Source organism: Pseudonocardia sp. Ae505_Ps2 (assembly GCF_001932425.1).
GTDB lineage: Bacteria > Actinomycetota > Actinomycetes > Mycobacteriales > Pseudonocardiaceae > Pseudonocardia.
In genome coordinates this window covers 477,473-497,442 of record NZ_MCIP01000001.1, presented here as the reverse complement: position 1 = coordinate 497,442, position 19,970 = coordinate 477,473, and the positions used below count along the sequence as shown (strand labels likewise).

Below are 19,970 nucleotides of genomic sequence, written 5' to 3'. Positions count from 1 at the left end.
GTACCCGTGAAGGTCACCGTACTGGTCGGCGGCGTCGGCGGGGCCCGCTTCCTGCAAGGCGTGAAGGTCGCGCTCGGACTGCCCGCGGTCGGCGCGGGGGAGTCCGAGCACGAGATCTCCGCCGTGGTCAACGTCGGCGACGACATCTGGCTGCACGGGCTGCGGGTCTGTCCGGACCTCGACACCGTCATGTACACCCTCGGCGGCGGCATCGACGTCGAGAAGGGCTGGGGCCGGTCGGACGAGAGCTGGTCGGTCAAGGCCGAGCTGGAGGCCTACGGCGCCGACGCGACCTGGTTCGGGCTGGGCGACCGCGACGTCGCCACCCACCTCGTCCGCACCCGGATGCTGCGTGCCGGCTACCCGCTCTCCCAGGTCACCGAGGCGCTCTGCCACCGCTGGCAGCCCGGGGTGCGGCTGCTGCCCGCCACCGACGACCGCGTCGAGACCCACGTCGTGATCGACAACCCCGACCCGGCCGCGGTCGAGGAGACCCCGCAGGTCGCGATCCACTTCCAGGAGTGGTGGATCCGGCACCGGGCCGCCCCGAAGGCGTACCGCTTCGCGTCGGTCGGCGCCGACCAGGCCGCGATCCTGCCCGACGCCCGGGCCGCGATCGCCGGGGCCGACGTCGTGCTCGTCGCCCCGTCCAACCCGGTCGTGTCGATCGGCACCGTCGTCTCGGTGCCCGGGGTCGCCCAGGCCCTCGCCGCGACGCCCGCGAAGGTCGTGGGGCTGTCCCCGATCGTCGGCGGGGCGCCGGTGCGCGGCATGGCCGACGCCTGCCTGACCGCGATCGGCGTCGAGACCAGCGCCGAGGGCGTGGGCCGGCACTACGGCGGCCGCGGCGAGGGCGGCCTGCTCGACGGCTACCTGGTGCACACCGGTGACGCCGCGACCGTGCCCGGCGCGACCGTGCGCGAGGTGCCGCTGCTGATGACCGACCACGAGGCGACCGCCGACATGGCCCGCGCCGCGTTCGAGCTGGCGGGCGTCGGTGTCTGACGGGGCCGACAGGGCCGACAGGGCCGGCGGTTTCCCCGACCACGCGTCGCAGAAGCTGGAGATCCTCCCGGTCCCCGGGCTGCCGGAGTTCCGCCCCGGCGACGACCTCGCCGCCGTCCTGGCCGAGCGGATGACCTGGCTGCGCGACGGCGACGTCGTGGTGGTCACCAGCAAGGTGTTCTCCAAGGTCGAGGGCAGGCTGGTGCCGGCCCCCTCCGACGACGAGGAGCGCGACGCGCTGCGTCGCAGGCTGGTCGACCAGGAGACCGAGCGGGTGGTGGCCCGCAAGGGCCGGACGCTGATCGTGGCCGGGAAGCTCGGCATCGTGCAGGCCGCCGCGGGCATCGACGGCTCCAATGTCCGCCGCGACGAGCTCGCCCTGCTGCCCGTCGACCCGGACGCCAGCGCGGCCGGGCTGCGCGCGGGGCTGGCCGAGCGGCTCGGCGTCGAGGTCGGCGTCGTCGTCACCGACACCCTGGGGCGCAGCTGGCGGGTCGGCCAGACCGACATCGCGATCGGCGCGGCCGGGCTGCCGGTGCTGCACGGCTACTCCGGCGCCGTCGACGGCCAGGGCAACGACCTGGTCGTCACCGAGATCGCCGTCGCCGACGAGATCGCCGCGGCCGCGGACCTGGTGAAGGGCAAGCTCGGCGGGCTGCCGGTGGCGGTGCTGCGCGGCGCGGCCCTGCCCGACGACGGGTCGACCGCCCGTGACCTGATCCGGCCGATCTCCGAGGACCTGTTCTGGCTGGGCACCGAGGAGGCGATCGACCGCGGACGCCGCGAGGCGGTCCTGCTGCGGCGCAGCACCCGGGACTTCGCCGAGGAGCCGGTCGACGCCGACGCCGTGCGCCGCGCGGTGGGCGTCGCGCTGACCGCACCCGCGCCGCACCACAGCACCCCGTTCCGGTTCGTGTGGCTGCGCGACCCGGCGCGGCGCACCGCGCTGCTCGACGCCCTGCGCGAGCGCTGGCGTGCCGACCTGGTCGCCGACGGGCGCCCGGCCGACGAGGTGGAGCGCCGCCTCGCCCGCGGGGACCTGCTGCGCCGCGCCCCGGAGCTGGTGCTGGCGTTCCGGTCCACCGCGGGGATGCACGGCTACCCGGACGCGGCCCGCAACGCCGCCGAGCGGGACATGTTCACCGTCGCCGGCGGGGCGGCGGTGCAGTCCCTGCTGGTCGCGCTGGCCGCGGAGGGCCTGGCGTCCTGCTGGGTCGGCTCGACGATCTTCGCCGCGGACGTCGCCCGCCGGGTCCTGGACCTGCCCGAGGACTGGGCGGCGCTCGGCGCGGTCGCCGTCGGTGTGCCGGTCGAGCCGATCGCCCCGCGCGAGCCCCGGCCGGTCGGCGACGGCCTGCTGGAGCTGTGAGCCCGTGGTAGCCCCGGCGACGGCCGCCCGCGAGCTCGCTGCGTGGACCCCGCCCGACGCCGGTCAGCGGGCTCTGCAGCACGCCCTGCTGGCCTTCCTGGACGCGCGCCCGGACGACGCCTGCGACCGCTCCTGCGTGCCCTGCCACCTCACCGCGTCGGCGCTGCTGCTCGACGCGACCGGCGAGCACACGCTGCTGACCCTGCACCCGCGGGTCGGGCGCTGGATCCAGCTGGGTGGGCACTGCGAGCCCGGCGACGGCTCGCTGCGCGCCGCGGCGCTGCGGGAGGCCACCGAGGAGTCCGGGATGGCGGGGCTGGAGATCGGTGAGCACCCGCTGCACGTCGACGTCCACCCGGTCACCTGCTCGCTCGGCGTCCCGACCCGGCACCTCGACGTGCGCTACCTGGTCCGCGCCCCGGCCGGGGCGACCCCGCGGATCAGCGACGAGTCGCTCGACCTGCGCTGGTGGCCGGTCGACGCCCTCCCGGACGACGACGACACCGTCGCGACGATGGTCGCCGCCGCCCGCTGACCTGCCGCCCCGCCCGCCCCACCCCGGCGGCGTCCGCTCGCGAGACCGGCATCCGCTCGGAAACCGACGTCCGCGCGCAGAATCGGGGTTTGCGCGCGGGACCGAGGTTCGCGCGCGTCACGACACGCGCGGACTCCGAACTCGCGCGCGAACCGTGGAGCGGTGAGCGGGGCTCAGAGGTTGCGCCAGAAGAACAGCTCGGAGTAGCCGAGCTGGAACAGCTGCTGGTTGCCGCCGGCGGCGCCGAAGAGCAGCTGGGTGACGGCGAAGAACAGTGCGCCCACCCCGGGCACGAACAGCAGCAGGGCGAGCAGCACGAACGGGGCCCAGGGCCGGACCCGCTCGCCGAGACGCAGTGCCGGCACGGACAGGTACGGCTCCAGCACGCCCCAGCCGTCGAGGCCGGGCACGGGCAGCATGTTCAGCACGAACGCGATGATCTGGAAGTAGGCGAGCGCGGACAGTCCCGCCGCGACGGGGATCGGCATCTCCGGGAACGCGGCCACCGTGATGATCAACACGATGCCCAGGACGAGGTTCGCCGCGGGGCCCGCCAGCGAGACCGCGCTGCGCCGGGCCCGCGACCGCAGCGCCCACTGGTTGATCCACACCGCGCCGCCGGGCAGCGGCAGCCCGCCGATCAGCAGGATGATCAGCGGCAGCACCAGCGACAGGCCGGGATCGGTGTAGCGCCGCACGTCGAGGGTCAGGTAGCCCTTCGCCGCGACCGAGGTGTCCCCGCCACGGTAGGCGGTGATGGCGTGCCCGTACTCGTGCAGGCACAGCGACACCACCCAGCCTCCGAGCACCATGACGAAGATCCCGAGGGTCGCCAGGGCCTGCGACTGTGCGGGGACGGCGGCGGCGAGGACACCACCGAGCAGGGTGACGCCGAGGATCAGCAGGAACCAGGGGCTGATGCGGCGTGTCAGGGACGGCACGTACCCATACTCCATGCCGGAGGAAACGTCCGCGCGCGACCCTTCACTCAATCGGCAGAGCCGGCTTGCACAGAGCTAGTGTCAGCGCTGTACTTACAGCGGTGTCATTCGCCAGTGCGTTGCGGGGAGGTGGGCGAGTGGACGACGTCGAGGGGTTCATGCGGATGCTGCGGCCGGTGGAAGCCGAGCCGGTGGGGGCGGTCGAACGACCCGGCCAGGAGATGGCCGACTACGACCAGGTCGCCCAGATCCTGGACCTGAGGGGCCTGCTGGACGACGGCTCCGCCGAGGAGGTCCCGGACTGGCAGGAGCGCGCGCTGTGCGCCCAGACCGATCCGGAGGCGTTCTTCCCCGAGAAGGGCGGCTCCACCCGGGAGGCCAAGCGCATCTGCTCCGGCTGCGAGGTCCGCGCCGAGTGCCTGGAGTACGCGCTGGCCCAGGACGAGCGCTTCGGCATCTGGGGCGGGCTGAGCGAGCGGGAGCGTCGTCGCCTCCGCCGGGCCGCCGTCTGAGCGGAGAGCGCAGGCAGCACCGCCGTCTGAGCGGAGCGAAGAGCGCAGACAGCACCGCAGTCTGAGATCCGCCTGCGGGGGAACGAGCACGGGGCCGGTCGCCGTCACGGTGACCGGCCTGTCGTCGTACCCGGTGTCGGTGGTCGCCGGGCAGCCGTACCGCGCCGCTCAGCCGCCGTCGACGGCGTCGGGCTCGATGTTGAGGTACTCCGCGACCTGTTCGACGAGCACCTCGTGCACGAGGTCGGCGAGGTCCTCGCCGTTGCGCGCCCTGGCCTCGAGCGGGCGGCGGTAGAGCACGATCCGCGCCCGGGTCGGCATCCCGGCGGAGTCGACCCCGGCCGGGACGAGGTGCGCCAGCGGGACGCCGACGTCGGCCAGCACCCCGGTGCCCCACACGATCTCGTCGGGCGAGGTGCGGTCGACCGACGGCACGTCGTCGACGGCGAGGTCGAGGTCGACCAGCTCCGGGCCCCAGCGCGCCTCGATCGGCTCGAGCGCCTCCAGCACCTTCGCGTCGAAGCGTTCGGCGCGGGTGCGGAAGGCCGGCGTCGACACCGGGTACATCAGGCCGCGCAGGCCGCGTCCGCGCCGGTCCCGCCGGCGCGGGCTGCGCGGCGGCCGGCGGTCTTTCTCGGGGCGAGCGGTGGGCACCAGGGCATTCTAGGACCCCGTGCCCCGTCGAGGGGCGACCCGCGACCGCGGCGGGCGGACCGTCCGCCGAGCGGGGTGCGCGTCGCAGTACGGCGGCGGGCCTGCGACGGGCTATCGTCGACGACGTGTTGAGTGTGCGGAGATGTTCACGGACGGGCTGCACCGAGCTCGCCGTCGCCACGCTCACCTACGTCTACGCCGACTCGACCGCCGTCGTCGGCCCGCTGGCCACGCAGGCCGAGCCGCACTCCTACGACCTCTGCACCGGGCACGCGCACAACCTCACGGCCCCCCGCGGGTGGGAGGTCGTCCGGTTCGAGGGCGAGTTCGCCCAGCCCCAGCACAGCGGTGAGGACCTCACCGCGCTCGCCGACGCCGTCCGCGAGGCGGGCCGGGTGGACCGCCCGGTCGAGGTCGTCGCACGGCCGGGTGGCACGGGGCGGCGCGGGCACCTGCGGGTGCTCCCGAAGCCCGAGGACGGCTGAGCCGCCCCACGGGGTGAGGAGACCTGCGCGGACGGGTGACACGACTGCGCTAGGGTCGTGCGTCGTGCCCGACCTCTCGGCGATCGTGAAGGCCTACGACATCCGCGGTGTCGTCGGCGACCAACTGGATGAGCCCACCGCGCGTGCACTGGGTGCGGCGACGGCGCGGCTCGTGGCGGGCGACGACCCGGCGCCGTCGGCGGTGGTCGTCGGGCGGGACATGCGGGACAGCTCGCCCGCGCTGGCGGCGGCGTTCGCGGACGGGGTGACCGGGCAGGGGCTCGACGTCGTCGACATCGGGCTCGCGAGCACCGACATGCTCTACTACGCGTCCGGCTCGCTGGACCTGCCCGGCGCGATGTTCACCGCGAGCCACAACCCGGCCGCCTACAACGGCATCAAGCTGTGCCGTGCCGGCGCCGTCCCGGTCGGTCAGGACTCGGGTCTCGCGACGATCCGCGACGAGGCGGCCCGCTTCCTCGACTCCGGGGTCCCCGAGGTCCCGTCCCGGGGGGCGGTGCGCACCGAGGACATGCTCGACGGCTACGCGCGTCACCTCCGCGGCCTGGTCGACCTGACCTCGCTGGACGCGTCCCCGGAGCTGACCGTCGTCGTCGACGCCGGGAACGGGATGGGCGGGCACACCGTCCCGACCGTGTTCGACGGCCTGAACGTGCGCGTCGTCCCGCTGTACTTCGAGCTCGACGGGAACTTCCCGAACCACGAGGCGAACCCGCTGGACCCGGCGAACCTGGTGGACCTGCAGAAGCGGGTCGTCGCCGAGGGCGCGGACCTCGGTCTGGCCTTCGACGGCGACGCCGACCGCTGCTTCGCCGTCGACGAGCAGGGCGAGGCGGTGAGCCCGAGCGCGATCACCGGTCTGGTCGCGGCCCGTGAGCTCGCCAGGGCGCACGCGGCGGGGGAGTCCGACGTCGTCGTGATCCACAACCTGATCACCTCGCGGGCGGTCCCCGAGCTGGTCGCCGAGCACGGCGGCCGCGCGGTCCGCACCCGGGTGGGGCACTCGTTCATCAAGCAGACGATGGCCGAGACCGGCGCGGTGTTCGGCGGCGAGCACTCCGCGCACTACTACTTCCGCGACTTCTGGAAGGCCGACTCCGGGATGCTCGCGGCGCTGCACCTGCTGGCCGCGCTCGGCGAGCACCGGGCGGCGGCCGACGGCGCGACGGTGTCCGGGCTGATGGCCGACTACGACCGCTACGCGGCCTCCGGCGAGATCAACTCGACGGTCGAGGACCAGGCGGGGCGGGTCGCCGAGATCGAGCGCGTCTTCGGCGCGCGCGACGGGGTCGAGCTCGACCGGCTGGACGGGCTGACCGTCTCGCTGCCGGACGGCTCGTGGTTCAACCTGCGGGCCTCGAACACCGAGCCGCTGCTGCGGCTCAACGTCGAGGCGGCGGACGCCGCGGCCGTCCGTGCCCTGGTCGACGAGGTGCTGGCGGTCGTGCGCGCCTGATCGCACGACCCCGCACACCTGCGGTGACGGCGTCCGTACCCGGTCGGCTGCCGCGGAGTGTCGGTACCGGGTGGCAGCATCGAGAGCGCGAGATGACGACGAGGAGAACCGTGGCCCTACAGCTCGACCCCCAGCTGCTGGAGATCCTGGCCTGCCCGTGCGACGCGCACGCGGTCCTGACCCCGGGTGAGGACCGGCTGACCTGCACGGCGTGCGGTCGCGCGTTCCCGGTGACCGACGGGATCCCGGTGCTGCTCCTCGACGAGGCGCTGCCCGGTACCGGGCCGGCGGGGGACGGACGGGACGACGGGTGAACGGGGTGCTCGACGACACGCTGCTGGCCGATCCCGAGGAGCTGGCGGCGCGGGACACCACGGGTGTCCTGCGGGCCGCCGCGACCGCGGGCGCCCAGGTCCGGTCCGCGTTGTACACCGCGGGCCAGGCCGGTCTGGACCGGCTGCGCGGGCACCGTCCCCGCGCGCTGGTGCTGCTGCGCCGGCCCGGCGTCTCCGGGGCGGTGGCCGACCTCGTCACGGCCCTGCTCACCGACCGCTGTCCGGTTCCGGTCGTGGTCGCCGAGCGGATGCCGGGCTGGATCGGGCCGCTGGACGTCGTCGTCGCGCACTCCACCGACCCCACCGACCCCACCGACCCCGAGCTGGCCGAGTCGGTCTCCGTCGCGGTGCACCGCGGCGCCGAGGTCGTGCTCTCCGCGCCGGACTCCGGGCCGGTCGCCCAGGCGGGCGCCGGGCGCGCCCGGCTGGTCGAGCCGCGCATCCCGCTGCCCGAGGGCCTCGGGTTCGCCCAGGCGCTGACGGTCGCGCTGGTCGCCGTCGCCGAGCTGGACCTGCTGCCCGGGATGCGCAGCGAGGAGGTCCCGGCCCGGCTCGAGGCGCTGGCCGACGCGCTCGACGCCGAGGCCGAGCGCTGCCAGCCCGCGCACGAGCCGTTCGTGAACCCGGCGAAGGCGCTCGCGCTGCGGCTGGCCGAGCGGACCCCGCTGCTGTGGGGGGTGGACCCGGCCGCCGCCGCGGTGGCCCGGCACGGCGCGCTGGCACTGGCCACCCACGCCGGTGTCGTCGCGCACGCCGACGGGCTCGCGCAGGCCGGCACCCTGGCCGGGCTGCGCGTCGCCGTCGACCTGTCCGAGCGGGGCGGGGGCGACATCTTCCACGACCCGTTCGACGACCCGGCCCCCGGTGGCGACGCGCCGCCGCCGCGCCTGGTGCTGCTCGGCACGGGTGAGGAGGACCCGCAGGCGGTGAGCCGCCGGGTGCTCGGCCGGGAGTGGCCGAACGCCGACCTGGCGCACCCGGTCGACGAGATCCCGCGGGGCACCCGCGACGCGGCGCTGCTGCGTGCCGGCGTCCTCGCCCTGCGTGCCGACATCGCCGCCGTGTACCTCGGCCTGGCGACCGGCGCCACCCTGATCACCTGACCCCCGCGCACCTGACACCGGGAGACCCGTGGAACTGCTGGAGAACCCGATCCGCACCTACGCCTGGGGTTCGCGGACGGTCATCGCCGAGCTGCTCGGCGAGCCCGTCCCGTCACCGCACCCGCAGGCGGAGCTGTGGCTGGGCGCGCACCCGGCCGCCCCGTCGACGGTCGCCGGGGGCACCTGCCCGCTGCACGAGCTCATCGCCGCGGACCCGGTCGCTGCGCTCGGCCCGGGACGCGACCGCTGGGAAGGGCGGCTGCCGTTCCTGCTGAAGGTGCTGGCGGCCGAGGAGCCGCTGAGCCTGCAGGCCCACCCGAGCCTGGAGCAGGCCCGCGAGGGCTGGGAGCGGGAGAACGCCGCGGGGATCGCGGTGGACGCGCCGGACCGCAACTACCGCGACGCCCACCACAAGCCGGAGCTGATCTGCGCGCTGACCGAGTTCGTCGCGCTGGTCGGGTTCCGTGAGCCGGCCCGCACGGTGGAGCTGCTGCGCGCCCTCGACGTCCCCGAGCTCGCCACCTACACCGAGCTGCTCGCCGGTCAGCCGTGCCCGGACGGGCTGCGCGCACTGTTCACCACCTGGATCACGCTGCCCCAGTCGGTGCTCGACGGGCTCGTCCCGGCCCTGCAGGACGGCGCGATCAGGCTGCTGGAGCGCGGTACGGCCCCGGAGTGGACCGGCGAGGCGAAGACCACGCTCGACCTGTCCGAGCGCTACCCCGACGACGCGGGCGTGCTCGCCGCGTTGCTGCTCAACCGGATCACCCTGGCCCCCGGCGAGGCGCTGTACCTGCCGGCCGGGAACCTGCACGCCTACCTGTCCGGGGCGGGCATCGAGGTGATGGCCAACTCCGACAACGTGCTGCGCGGCGGCCTGACGCCGAAGCACGTCGACGTGCCGGAGCTGCTGCGGGTCCTCGACTTCACCGCCCCGCCGCCTCCGGTCCGCACCCCGGTCCCCGACCCGGGCGCCGACGGCTGGCAGCGCTACGACGTGCCGGTGGAGGAGTTCCTGCTCCGCCGTGCGGTCACCGACGGCCGGGACAAGCTCGACGTGCCCGGCACCGGCGCCCGCATCCTGCTGTGCGTCGACGGTGACGCCGCGGTCGACGCCGACGGTGGCAGCGTCGAGCTGCCCCGCGGCCGCGCGGTGTTCCTCTCCGCGACCGACAGCGGCGCCGTCCTGACCACCGGCGAGCACGGCGCCACCGTCTTCCTGGCGGGCGACGCCCTGTAACCGCGCCCGCACTCGCGCGCAGCGCTGTCGCACCGGCGGCTCATCCGCGGCGGGCCCGGTCTCCCTCGGCTGCCGCGGCGACGGCCGCCGCCACCTCGGCGAACGCCGCCACCGGGTCCGCGGCGGCGGCCGCCGAGAAGAAGCGCTCCAGCCCCTGTGCCGCAGCGGCGGCGTTGGCCTCGGCCCGCGGGAACATGGTCGCCTCGTAGCGGGCGACCGCCGCGACGAGGTCGTCCGGGGTGGCGGCGATCTCCCGGGCCAGGTCGGCGGCGTCGAGCATGGCGGAGTTGGCGCCCTGCCCGGAGAACGGCGACATCAGGTGGGCGGCGTCGCCGATCAGGGTGATGCCCGGGACCGGCTCCCACCGGTGCCCGACCGGCAGCATCTCCAGCGGCCGGTCGATGATCCGGTCGTCGCAGCGGACGATGAGCTCCCGCAGCTCGGGGGCGGCGTCGCCGAACGCGTCGAGCAGCACGGCGCGGGCGGCCGCCGGGTCGTCGAGCACCCCGCCGGTGCTGCCGAGCCCGTGCGCGGCGGCCCACCCGCGCTCCCGGCGGAACCCGGCGTACACGCGGGCGGAGCCGTCGGCGAGCCGCTGGCAGAACAGCGCCCGGCCGGTGGCGCGGGCGCTCATGGAGCCGCGGCCGACCAGGTCGTCGAGCCCGGGGAACGCCGACGGCGTGACCCGCAGCTCGACGAACGTGACCCCGGCGTAGGACGGCATCGCGTCCGACAGCAGCGGGCGGACCCGGGAACGTGCCCCGTCCGCCCCGACGACGAGGTCCGCGGTGATCCGGTCGCCGTCGGAGGCCCCGTCGGGTGCCCCGTCGAGTACGGCGTCGAGTCGTCCGTCGTCGCGGTGCTCGACGTGGTCGAGCCGGGCGCCCCAGCGCACCGTGCCGGGGCCGAGCGACCCGAGGAGCAGGGTGCGCAGGTCGCCGCGGTCGATCTCGGGGTTGAACGTCTCGCCGGGCGCGGCGCGCTCGTCGAGCAGGACGGTCCCGTCGAGGGCGAGCATCCGCATGTCTTGACCCTCGGGCCGGGAGATGCGCAGGAACTCCTCGAGCAGGCCGGCGGCGTCGAGCGCGATCTGTCCGCTGTCGCGCTGCATGTCCAGGGTGCCGCCCTGGTCGCGGGTGGCGATGTCGGTCTCGCGCTCGAGGACGGTGACGGCGATGTCGTGGCGCTGCAGGACGCGGGCGAGGGTCAGGCCGCCGGGGCCGGCCCCGGCGACGAGGACGTGCGGTGCGGTGCTGGTGGTGTCGGTCATGACGCCGACTGTAGATGAAGCGACTACAAAAATGTAGTAACTTCACTTTCAGAGTGACTGCGCTAACCTGTCGCCGTGACCACGCCCGGACGCCGCGAACGCAAGAAGGCCGCCACCCGCCAGGGCATCGCGGACGCCGCACTGCGGCTGTTCCTCGACCGGGGCTTCGACGAGGTGACCGTCGCCGAGGTCGCCGAGGCCGCGGACGTCTCGGTCACCACGCTGTTCAAGCACTTCGGCAGCAAGGAGGCGTTGCTGTTCGACGAGGACGGGGCGCAGGAGGCCGAGCTGGTCGCCGCGGTGCGCGACCGTGCGCCGGGGACCGACGTCGTCGACGGGCTGCAGGCCTGGCTGCTCCGGCGCGTCGACGGGCCGCCCTCGGACCGGCGGCCGAGCGCGGAGGACCTGGAGCGCTTCCGCAGGCTCACCGACGCGGCGCCGAGCCTGCGCGACCACGCACGACGGATGTGGGCCCGCCACGAGGCCGCACTCGCGGCGGCGCTGGCCCGCGACGCAGGCCGGGACGAACCGTCACCGGCGGACCGGGTGCTCGCGCACGTCGTCGTCGGGATCCCGCCGCTGCTGCGTGAGCAGGCCGGTCGGGCCCGCGAGCACCTCGACGCCGCGTTCGCGTTGATCCGCCACGGCTACGACGCCGCTCAGTAGGAGACGCGGCTCAGTAGGAGACGCAGCTCAGCAGGAGACGCGGCTCAGGTGGTGACGCTGCTCAGTAGGTGTCGGGCGCCCGGTGGTGTTCGAAGATCAGTGACGTGCGGGTGCCCGCGACCTCGGCCCACGCGTTGAGCGTGCCGACCAGGTCGCGCAGTGCCACGGTGTCGGCGGTCGCGACCCGGATCATGTAGTCGTCCTCGCCGGCGAGGAAGTACACGTCGCGGACCTCGGGGCGGCGGGACACCCGGGTCACGAACTCGGCGAGCCGGTCGCGGGCGTCGGACTGCAGGCGGACCGAGATCATCGCCTGCAGGGGGTGGCCGGTCGCCGCCGGGTCGACGTCGGCGTGGTACCCGCGGATCACCCCGCTCTCGCGCAGTGCCCGGACCCGGCCCAGGCACGTCGACGGGGCGATTCCCGCCCCCGCCGCGAGTGAGTTGTTCGGCGTCCGGGCATCCCGCTCCAGCTGGCGCAGCAGGGCGCGGTCGACCCCGTCGAGCCGAACAGGGTTCGACGACGGCGGCCTCTTCCGTGGCGTCGACGAAGGATCGTCGTTCATGAGTCACCTCAGAGAATCTTGTTCAGTTCTGTTGGCAGCTTATCGATGTTTCTTCACCATTGATGCAGGACAGGGCCCCGAGCGGAGGAGAAGGACATGCGCGTCGCAGTGCCGAAGGAGACCAAGGACAACGAGTTCCGGGTGGCGCTCACGCCCGCCGGGGTGCACGAGCTCGTCGGACGGGGGCGCGAGGTCCTCGTCGAGCACGACGCCGGCGCCGGGTCCGCGATCTCCGACGCCGACTTCAAGGAGGCCGGGGCGCACATCGTGTCCGACACCGCCGAGGTGTGGGGCTCGGCCGAGCTGCTGCTCAAGGTGAAGGAGCCCATCGAGTCCGAGTACGGCTTCCTCCGGCCCGACCTGACGCTGTTCACCTACCTGCACCTGGCCGCGTCGCGCGCCTGCACCGACGCTCTGCTCTCGGCGGGGACGACCTCCATCGCCTACGAGACCGTCACCGACTCCCGCGGCCGGCTGCCGCTGCTCGCCCCGATGAGCGAGGTCGCGGGCCGGCTCGCCCCGCAGGCCGGCGGCTACCACCTCATGCGCTCGGCCGGCGGGCGCGGCATGCTCCTGGGCGGCGTCCCGGGCGCCCCGGGTGCCGAGGTCGTCGTGCTCGGGGCCGGTGTCGCGGGGGCGAACGCCATCGCCATCGCCGCCGGCATGCGGGCGAAGGTGACCGTGCTCGACGTCGACGTCGACAAGCTCCGCGCGATCGACGAGCAGTACGGCGGGGCCGTGCGCACCCAGTACTCCACCGCGCTGTCCGTGCGCGAGGCGGTGACCACCGCCGACCTCGTGATCGGCGCGGTCCTGCTGCCCGGGGCCAAGGCGCCGACCCTGGTGTCGAACGAGCTCGTCTCCCAGATGCGGCCCGGCGCCGTGCTCGTCGACATCGCGATCGACCAGGGCGGATGCTTCGAGGACTCGCGGCCGACCACCCACGCCGACCCGACCTACCAGGTGCACGACACGATCTTCTACTGCGTCGCGAACATGCCCGGCGCCGTGCCGCACACCTCGACCCGCGCGCTGACCAACGCCACGATGCCGCACGTGCTGCGCCTGGCCGACCGGGGCTGGCGGGCCGCGACCGAGGCCGACCCGCACCTGGCCGCCGGCCTGTCGACCCACGCCGGGACGCTGCTGTCGCACGAGGTCGCGCAGGCCCACGGACTGCCGCACGGCACCGTCTGACCGGGACCGGTTCGACGGCGCAACACCATCGTGACCTTAAATCCGGCCCCGGATTCGTGACGCAGGCCGCACCGCGGTCGTAGTTTCACCGGCCATGACGGTCACGAGCCGTGGTGGCGGCATGTTCCGCACCAAGACGGTCGAGCAATCCATCCGGGACACCGACGAACCGGACACCCGGCTGAAAAAGGACCTCGGGACGATCGACCTGATCGTCTTCGGGGTCGCGGTGGTCATCGGCGCCGGCATCTTCACCCTGGCCGCCAGCACGGCCGGCAACATCGCAGGACCCGCGGTGTCGCTGTCGTTCGTGCTGGCGGCGGTCGCCTGCGGTCTGGCCGCGCTCTGCTACGCGGAGTTCGCCTCGACGGTGCCGGTCGCCGGCAGCGCCTACACCTTCTCCTACGCCACCCTGGGCGAGTTCATCGCCTGGATCATCGGCTGGGACCTGGTGCTGGAGTTCGCTGTCGGCTCGGCCTACGTCTCGAAGGGCTGGTCGGAGTACCTGGCCCAGACCCTCGGCCTGCTCGGCATCGAGGTGTCGACCTCGTTCGAGCTGGGGAGCTTCTTCTCCTTCGACTGGGGCGCGCTGCTGCTCGTGGTCGTCCTGGCGTTCCTGCTCTACCGCGGCACGAAGCTGTCCAGCCGGGTCAGCCTGGTGATCACCACGATCAAGGTCGCGATCGTGCTGTTCGTGATCATCCTGGGTGCGTTCTTCATCAACGCGGCGAACTACACCCCGTTCGTCCCGGAGCCCACGCCCGGCAGCGTCGACACCGGAACCGGCATCCAGCAGTCGCTGCTGTCGTTCTTCGGGGGCGCCTCGTCGAGCGTCTTCGGCGTCTACGGGGTGTTCGCCGCCGCCGCGATCGTGTTCTTCGCCTTCATCGGCTTCGACGCCGTCGCCACGACCGCGGAGGAGACGAAGAACCCGTCCAAGGCGCTGCCGCGCGGCATCCTCGGCTCGCTCGCGATCGTCACCGTGCTCTACGTCGCCGTCGCGCTCGTGATCACCGGCATGGTGCCCTACACCGACCTGGCCACGAAGCCCGACGGCACCCGCGCCACGCTGGCCACCGCCTTCGCCTCGCTGGGCATCAACTGGGCGGCGACGATCATCGCCATCGGTGCGCTGCTCGGTCTCACCACGGTCGTCATGGTGCTGATGCTCGGCCAGATCCGCGTCATCTTCGCGATGTCGCGCGACGGGCTGCTGCCGACCGCGCTGGCGAAGACGAACCGCTTCGGCACCCCGGGCCGTGCCACCTGGCTGATCGGCGTCGTCATCGCCCTGGTCGCGACGTTCTTCCCGGCCCAGGACCTCGAGCAGATGGTCAACATCGGCACGCTGTTCGCGTTCGTGCTGGTCTCGATCGGCGTGGTGGTCCTGCGCCGGACCCGGCCGGACCTGCCGCGCGGCTTCCGCACCCCGCTGGTGCCGCTCGTGCCGATCCTGGTCGTGCTCGCCTGCGTCTGGCTGATGCTGAACCTGTCGGTCGAGACCTGGCTGCGGTTCATCATCTGGATGGTCATCGGTGTGGTCGTGTACTTCGCCTACTCGCGGAAGAACTCGATCCTCGGTCGTCGCGAGCGCGGCGACCTGCCCGCCCAGGCGTCGTCCTCGGACTGACCCGACCCGCTCCACGACGGCGGCGCACCTGGACCGGGGGCGCCGCCGTTCCGCATCAAACGGACTTTCCGTATCTTTCCCGCCATGACGGCCAGAAGCCCGAACAGTGGTATCTTTCGTACGAAATCGGTCGAGCAGGCGATCCGGGACACCGAGGAACCGGAGTTCCAGCTCAAGAAGGCCCTCGGCCCGGTCCAGCTGACGATCATGGGGATCGGTGTCCTGATCGGCACCGGCGTGTTCGTGCTGGCAGGGGAGGCGGCGGCGCTCTACTCGGGCCCCGCGGTGTCGCTCTCGTTCCTCATCAGCGGGATCGTGTGCGCGCTCGCGGCGCTCTGCTACGCCGAGTTCGCCTCCAGCGTCCCGGTGGCGGGCAGCGCGTACACGTTCTCCTACGCCTCGATGGGCGAGTTCATCGCCTGGATGATCGGCTGGGACCTCGTCCTGGAGTTCACCCTCGGCGCGGCCACGGTGTCGAAGGGCTGGGGCGGCTACTTCGACACGGTGATGGCGAGCATCGGGCTCCCGGTGCCCGACGCCGTCTCGGCCGGGCCCGGCGGCGGCGGGATCGTCGACCTGCCCGCGGTGTTCATCGCGCTGCTGATGATGGCCGTGCTGATCGTCGGCATCAAGCTGTCGGCCTGGGTCAACGCCACGGTCACCACGCTCAAGCTCGTCATCGTCGCCGGGATCATCGGCATCGGTGTCTTCTTCGTCTCGGGCGAGAACTGGATCCCGTTCGTCCCCGAGTCCCGGCCGGCCGACTACTCCACCGCGGCGGGCACCCCGCTGATCATGGACCTGTTCGGCATCGACACGGCGTTCGGCCTGACCGGCGTCTTCACCGCCGCCGCGCTGGTCTTCTTCGCCTACCTGGGCTTCGACATCGTCGCGACGCTGTCGGAGGAGGTGCGGGAGCCGCAGCGCACGATGCCGATCGGCATCATCGCCTCGCTGACCATCGCGACCCTGCTCTACATCATCGTGTCGCTGGTCTACACCGGGATCCTGCCCTACGAGCAGCTCGGGGTGGAGGCGCCGGCCGCGGCGGCGATGGCCGCGACCGGGCTGCCCGCGGCGGAGTTCATCATCTCCTTCGGCATCCTGATCGGCCTCACCGTCGTGATCATGACGCTGATGCTCGGCCAGACCCGCGTCGCGTTCGCGATGAGCCGCGACCGGCTGCTGCCGCCGTGGCTGGCCCGGGTGCACCCGCGGTTCCGCACCCCGTACCGGCTGACGATCATCACCGGTGTCTCGGCGGCCCTGATGGGCGGCTTCCTGGAGCTCACCGAGCTGGGCCAGCTGGTCAACATCGGCACCCTGGCCGCGTTCGTGCTCGTCTCGATCGGCGTGATCGTGCTCCGCAAGCGCCGTCCGGACCTGCCCCGCACGTTCAGGGTGCCGTTCATGCCGGTGCTGCCGATCGTGTCGGCGGTGGCCTGCTTCGGCGTGGCACTGTTCCTGCCCGCCGACACCTGGATCCGGTTCTTCGGCTGGATGGCGCTGGGCGCGGTCCTGTACTTCGTCTACGGCCGCAGGCGCTCGCGGCTGGCCACCGGCCAGTCCCTGGCCGAGATCGCCGCCGAGTCCCGCGGACGCAAGGCCCCGCAGCAGTCCGAGCAGTAGTCGATCCGAGACGCAGTCGATCAGTACCTGAGCGCTGTCCGGCCGGTCCGCGGCAGCGCTCAGGTACTGCTGATCACGGGGTCGATGGTGGAGCCGGGGCACCCACCTCTCGGCCAGGTGCGCGTCGCAACCGATCTTTCCCGGACCACTCCCTGTAACCGCCCGGCCGCAGTACGCTCGCCCTCCATGACCGCCGCGTCGCCGGACGACCCGCACACGCCTGCGGTCTGCCTCGACGTCGGCTCCTGCTGGACCAAGGCCGTGCTGGTGCTGCCCGACGGGACCCCGGCCGGGTTCGCCGAGCACCCCACCACCCCCGACGTGCTCACCGGGGTCGACGCGGCGGTCGCCGCCGCTGCGGCCGCCGCGGGCCGGCGCAGGCGTGCCGCGCCGCGGGTGCTGGCCTGCTCCTCGGCCGGCGGGGCCCTGCGCCTGGCCGTGGTCGGGGCCGAGACGTTGACCGCGACCGAGGCCGGGCACCGGGTCTGCCGCTCCGCGGGGGCCCGGGTGGTCGGGGTGCACCCCGGTCCGCTGGAGCCCGACGCGGTGCTGGAGCTGTCGAGCCGTCGTCCCGGCGCGGTGCTGCTGCTCGGCGGGGCCGACGGGGCCGACCCGGCGGTGCTGCTGCACAACGCGGGCAGGCTGGCCCGCACCCGAGGGCACTGGCCGGTGCTGCTCTCGGTCGGCGAGGACGCCCGCGCCGACGCGCTCGGCCTGCTGCTGGCCGGCGGGCGGGCCGTGACGACCTGCCCCAACGTCACGCCGCAGCCGGGCCGGATCGTCGCCGGACCCGCGCGGGACGCCGTCGCCGCGCTCTACGCCCGGCACGTCCTCGGGGCGGGCACCGGCCGGTTCGGCGCGCTGGTCCGCTCCGGCACGCACGCCGCCGTCGGCGACGGGGCCGGGGTGCTGGCCCGGCTGACCGGGACCGGGGTGCTCGTCGTCGACGTCGGGTCGGCGACCACCGACGTGCACCGCCACGGCCCCGGCTCCGGTCCGGCGGCCGCGACCGTGGAGGGCGACCTCGGGGTGCGCGACGGCGCCGTCGGCGTCCTGACGGAGGCCCAGACCGAGGGCATCGTCGACCCGGTCGAGGCCGATCTGCTCGGCCCGGCCGTCGCCACGCTGCAGGAGTCGCGGGCCACCGTGCCCGCCGGCCGGGGCGCGGCGGCCGAGGACCGCAGGCTGGCAGCGATCGCCGCGGTGGTCGCGCTGCGCAGGCACCTGCGCCACACCGGCGTCCTCGCCGACCCCGCGCAGCCCGAGCCCGGCCCGGGCACCCCCGTCGACGCAGGTGAGATCGGTCTCGTCGTCCTCACCGGGGGCGTGTTCCGCCAGCGCGACGCGGCCGGGCTGGCCGCCGCGGCCCGCACGGTGCGCCACGACGCCGTCCTGGCCCCGTTGCTGGCCCGGGCGGAGGTGCGGGTCGACAGCGAGTCCGTGCTGGCCCCGGCCGGGCTGCTGGCCGCCCACGGCCGCGAGGTCGCGGCGAGCGGGCTGCTCGCCGAGCACCTGACGGGCTGATCACGCATGAGTTGACACCCCCGCACCGGCTCGCGACCATGGAGGTCGCGACATCGCCGGGCGCCGAGAGGCGCTGCAGCGGCCGTGACCGTCACCGGTCCGTCCGCCACGCTCGGGCCCGGCCGGCACGGACGAGAAAGGGCGCCTGTCTCCGACGAGGAGGGAGGACGCCGTGCCCCGTGCACGTCGCTCCTCCTCGCCGTCGGACCGCACCCGTCGTGCCGACGAGTACGACTCGATCGCCTGAGGAGGCGCACCCACCCCATGACCGATCACCCGAAGCTGCAGCACGCCGGCGGCCTGGACTTCGCGATCGCCGACATCTCCGAGGCGGAGTACGGCCGCAAGGACATCCGGCTCGCCGAGAACGAGATGCCGGGCCTGATGGACCTGCGCCGGGAGTACGGCGAGTCGAAGCCGCTGTCGGGCGCCCGGATCGCCGGGTCCCTGCACATGACCACCCAGACCGCGGTCCTCATCGAGACCCTCGTCGCGCTCGGCGCCGACGTCCGCTGGGTGTCCTGCAACATCTTCTCCACCCAGGACTACGCGGCCGCCGCGACCGTCGTCGGCCCGCACGGCACCCCCGAGGAGCCCAAGGGCGTCCCGGTGTTCGCCTGGAAGGGCGAGTCGCTGGAGGACTACTGGTGGTGCACCGAGCAGCTGTTCAAGTTCCGTGACGCCGACGGCAACGTCGTCGGCCCGAACATGATCCTCGACGACGGCGGCGACGCCACCCTGCTCGTGCACAAGGGCGTCGAGTTCGAGAAGACCGGCGTCGTGCCGAGCTTCGCCGACGACGACCTGTCGGTCTCCGACGAGGAGCGGGTCGTGTTCGACACCCTGCGCCGCAGCCTCGCCGAGGACCCGCAGCGCTGGACGACGATCAACTCCGACATCCGCGGCGTCACCGAGGAGACCACCACCGGCGTCAACCGGCTGTACCAGCTGGCCGAGCGCGGCGAGCTGCTCTTCCCGGCGATCAACGTCAACGACTCGGTCACCAAGTCGAAGTTCGACAACAAGTACGGCATCCGCCACTCGCTGGTCGACGGCCTCAACCGGGCCACCGACGTGCTGCTCGGCGGCAAGGTCGCGGTCGTCGCGGCCTACGGCGACACCGGCAAGGGCTCGGTCGAGGCGCTCGCCGGCCAGGGCGCGCGCGTCATCGTCGCCGAGGTCGACCCGATCTGCGCGCTGCAGGCGCTGCTCGAGGGCCACGAGGTCAACACCCTCGAGAACGTCATCGAGAAGGCCGACATCGTGGTGACCGCGACGGGCAACAAGGACATCGTCACGGTCGACCTGATGAAGCGCATGAAGCACCAGGCGATCGTCGCCAACGTCGGTCACTTCGACAACGAGATCGACATGGCGGGCCTGTCCCGCGTCGAGGGCATCAAGAAGATCAACATCAAGCCCCAGGTCGACGAGTGGATCTTCCCCGACGGGCACTCCATCATCGTGCTGTCCGAGGGCCGGCTGATGAACCTGGGCAACGCGACCGGTCACCCGTCGTTCGTGATGTCCAACAGCTTCTCCAACCAGGTGATCGCCCAGATCGAGCTGTTCACCAAGCATGAGGAGTACAACAACGACGTCTACCGGCTGCCGAAGCACCTGGACGAGAAGGTCGCGCGGATCCACGTGCAGGCCCTCGGTGGCGAGCTGACCAAGCTCAGCAAGGACCAGGCCGAGTACATCGGCGTGGACGTCGAGGGTCCGTACAAGCCCGAGCACTACCGGTACTGAGCGAGTAGCTCGCGGATCGCGCATCATCGGTACTGAGCGAGTAGCTCGCGGATCGCGCATCGGTACCGAGCGAGTAGCTCG

The 19,970-nt window shown here is 73.4% G+C and carries 19 protein-coding genes; 15 read left to right on the top strand and 4 right to left on the bottom strand.

The window, feature by feature from the left end:
* Window positions 1–6: 6 nt before the first annotated feature.
* The 3 genes from cofD to Ae505Ps2_RS02115 are packed head-to-tail and all read left to right on the top strand — an operon-like array spanning window position 7 to window position 2,909.
* Window positions 7–1,005, top strand: a complete 999-nt coding sequence (gene cofD / locus Ae505Ps2_RS02125) for a 2-phospho-L-lactate transferase (protein WP_075310338.1) — start codon at window positions 7–9, stop codon at window positions 1,003–1,005.
* Window positions 998–2,374 (top strand): coenzyme F420-0:L-glutamate ligase, encoded by a 1,377-nt coding sequence (locus Ae505Ps2_RS02120; protein WP_075310340.1) that lies wholly within the window; start codon window positions 998–1,000, stop codon window positions 2,372–2,374. The genes cofD and Ae505Ps2_RS02120 overlap by 8 nt, the downstream gene beginning before the upstream one ends.
* A gap of 4 nt (window positions 2,375–2,378) precedes the next feature.
* Window positions 2,379–2,909 carry an NUDIX domain-containing protein gene (locus Ae505Ps2_RS02115; RefSeq protein ID WP_075553372.1) on the top strand — a complete coding sequence of 177 codons (531 nt, stop codon included), beginning with the start codon at window positions 2,379–2,381 and terminating at the stop codon, window positions 2,907–2,909.
* Between the two features lie 173 nt (window positions 2,910–3,082).
* Here the strand turns inward: Ae505Ps2_RS02115 and Ae505Ps2_RS02110 are convergent, their stop codons facing one another.
* Window positions 3,083–3,850 carry a site-2 protease family protein gene (locus Ae505Ps2_RS02110; protein WP_139318933.1) on the bottom strand — a complete coding sequence of 256 codons (768 nt, stop codon included), beginning with the start codon at window positions 3,848–3,850 and terminating at the stop codon, window positions 3,083–3,085.
* A gap of 221 nt (window positions 3,851–4,071) precedes the next feature.
* Between Ae505Ps2_RS02110 and Ae505Ps2_RS02105 the strand changes: the two genes are divergently transcribed.
* Window positions 4,072–4,362 (top strand): WhiB family transcriptional regulator, encoded by a 291-nt coding sequence (locus Ae505Ps2_RS02105; RefSeq protein WP_043282017.1) that lies wholly within the window; start codon window positions 4,072–4,074, stop codon window positions 4,360–4,362.
* A gap of 168 nt (window positions 4,363–4,530) precedes the next feature.
* On the opposite strand, the gene Ae505Ps2_RS02100 is transcribed toward Ae505Ps2_RS02105, so the two are convergent.
* Entirely contained in the window at window positions 4,531–4,929 is a 399-nt protein-coding gene (locus Ae505Ps2_RS02100) for a metallopeptidase family protein (protein WP_020627718.1), read from the bottom strand.
* Between the two features lie 221 nt (window positions 4,930–5,150).
* On the opposite strand from Ae505Ps2_RS02100, the gene Ae505Ps2_RS02095 reads away from it, so the two are divergent.
* From Ae505Ps2_RS02095 to manA, 5 genes are all read left to right on the top strand, one after another.
* Window positions 5,151–5,501, top strand: a complete 351-nt coding sequence (locus Ae505Ps2_RS02095; RefSeq protein WP_020627719.1) for a DUF3499 domain-containing protein — start codon at window positions 5,151–5,153, stop codon at window positions 5,499–5,501.
* A gap of 64 nt (window positions 5,502–5,565) precedes the next feature.
* Window positions 5,566–6,978, top strand: a complete 1,413-nt coding sequence (locus Ae505Ps2_RS02090) for a phosphomannomutase/phosphoglucomutase (protein ID WP_075329696.1) — start codon at window positions 5,566–5,568, stop codon at window positions 6,976–6,978.
* Window positions 6,979–7,088: 110 nt separating this feature from the next.
* Complete coding sequence (locus Ae505Ps2_RS02085; protein ID WP_020627721.1) at window positions 7,089–7,292, top strand: Trm112 family protein; 204 nt, start codon at window positions 7,089–7,091, stop codon at window positions 7,290–7,292.
* On the top strand, window positions 7,289–8,416 hold the full coding sequence (locus Ae505Ps2_RS02080; RefSeq protein ID WP_139320116.1) for an SIS domain-containing protein: 1,128 nt from the start codon (window positions 7,289–7,291) through the stop codon (window positions 8,414–8,416). The genes Ae505Ps2_RS02085 and Ae505Ps2_RS02080 overlap by 4 nt, the downstream gene beginning before the upstream one ends.
* 28 nt (window positions 8,417–8,444) lie before the next feature.
* Window positions 8,445–9,656: a mannose-6-phosphate isomerase, class I gene (gene manA, locus Ae505Ps2_RS02075; RefSeq protein ID WP_075329695.1), complete on the top strand. Its 1,212-nt coding sequence runs from the start codon at window positions 8,445–8,447 to the stop codon at window positions 9,654–9,656.
* Between the two features lie 40 nt (window positions 9,657–9,696).
* Here manA and Ae505Ps2_RS02070 read toward each other — a convergent pair whose 3' ends face one another.
* Window positions 9,697–10,926 carry an NAD(P)/FAD-dependent oxidoreductase gene (locus Ae505Ps2_RS02070; RefSeq protein WP_075310348.1) on the bottom strand — a complete coding sequence of 410 codons (1,230 nt, stop codon included), beginning with the start codon at window positions 10,924–10,926 and terminating at the stop codon, window positions 9,697–9,699.
* 75 nt (window positions 10,927–11,001) lie between these two features.
* Between Ae505Ps2_RS02070 and Ae505Ps2_RS02065 the strand changes: the two genes are divergently transcribed.
* On the top strand, window positions 11,002–11,592 hold the full coding sequence (locus Ae505Ps2_RS02065) for a TetR/AcrR family transcriptional regulator (RefSeq protein ID WP_075553371.1): 591 nt from the start codon (window positions 11,002–11,004) through the stop codon (window positions 11,590–11,592).
* Between the two features lie 61 nt (window positions 11,593–11,653).
* Here Ae505Ps2_RS02065 and Ae505Ps2_RS02060 read toward each other — a convergent pair whose 3' ends face one another.
* Window positions 11,654–12,157 (bottom strand): Lrp/AsnC family transcriptional regulator, encoded by a 504-nt coding sequence (locus tag Ae505Ps2_RS02060; RefSeq protein ID WP_020623597.1) that lies wholly within the window; start codon window positions 12,155–12,157, stop codon window positions 11,654–11,656.
* Between the two features lie 96 nt (window positions 12,158–12,253).
* Between Ae505Ps2_RS02060 and ald the strand changes: the two genes are divergently transcribed.
* The 5 genes from ald (at window position 12,254) to ahcY (ending at window position 19,889) form a co-directional block, all read left to right on the top strand.
* Window positions 12,254–13,354 (top strand): alanine dehydrogenase, encoded by a 1,101-nt coding sequence (gene ald, locus Ae505Ps2_RS02055; protein ID WP_075553370.1) that lies wholly within the window; start codon window positions 12,254–12,256, stop codon window positions 13,352–13,354.
* Window positions 13,355–13,448: 94 nt separating this feature from the next.
* The gene (locus Ae505Ps2_RS02050; protein ID WP_075553369.1) at window positions 13,449–14,984 is read left to right on the top strand and encodes an amino acid permease; all 1,536 of its coding nucleotides are present in this window, start codon (window positions 13,449–13,451) and stop codon (window positions 14,982–14,984) included.
* Window positions 14,985–15,068: 84 nt separating this feature from the next.
* On the top strand, window positions 15,069–16,613 hold the full coding sequence (locus Ae505Ps2_RS02045; RefSeq protein ID WP_075310354.1) for an amino acid permease: 1,545 nt from the start codon (window positions 15,069–15,071) through the stop codon (window positions 16,611–16,613).
* A gap of 186 nt (window positions 16,614–16,799) precedes the next feature.
* Entirely contained in the window at window positions 16,800–18,137 is a 1,338-nt protein-coding gene (locus tag Ae505Ps2_RS02040) for a glutamate mutase L (protein WP_075553368.1), read from the top strand.
* A gap of 264 nt (window positions 18,138–18,401) precedes the next feature.
* Complete coding sequence (gene ahcY, locus Ae505Ps2_RS02035; RefSeq protein ID WP_020622194.1) at window positions 18,402–19,889, top strand: adenosylhomocysteinase; 1,488 nt, start codon at window positions 18,402–18,404, stop codon at window positions 19,887–19,889.
* Window positions 19,890–19,970: the final 81 nt, after the last annotated feature.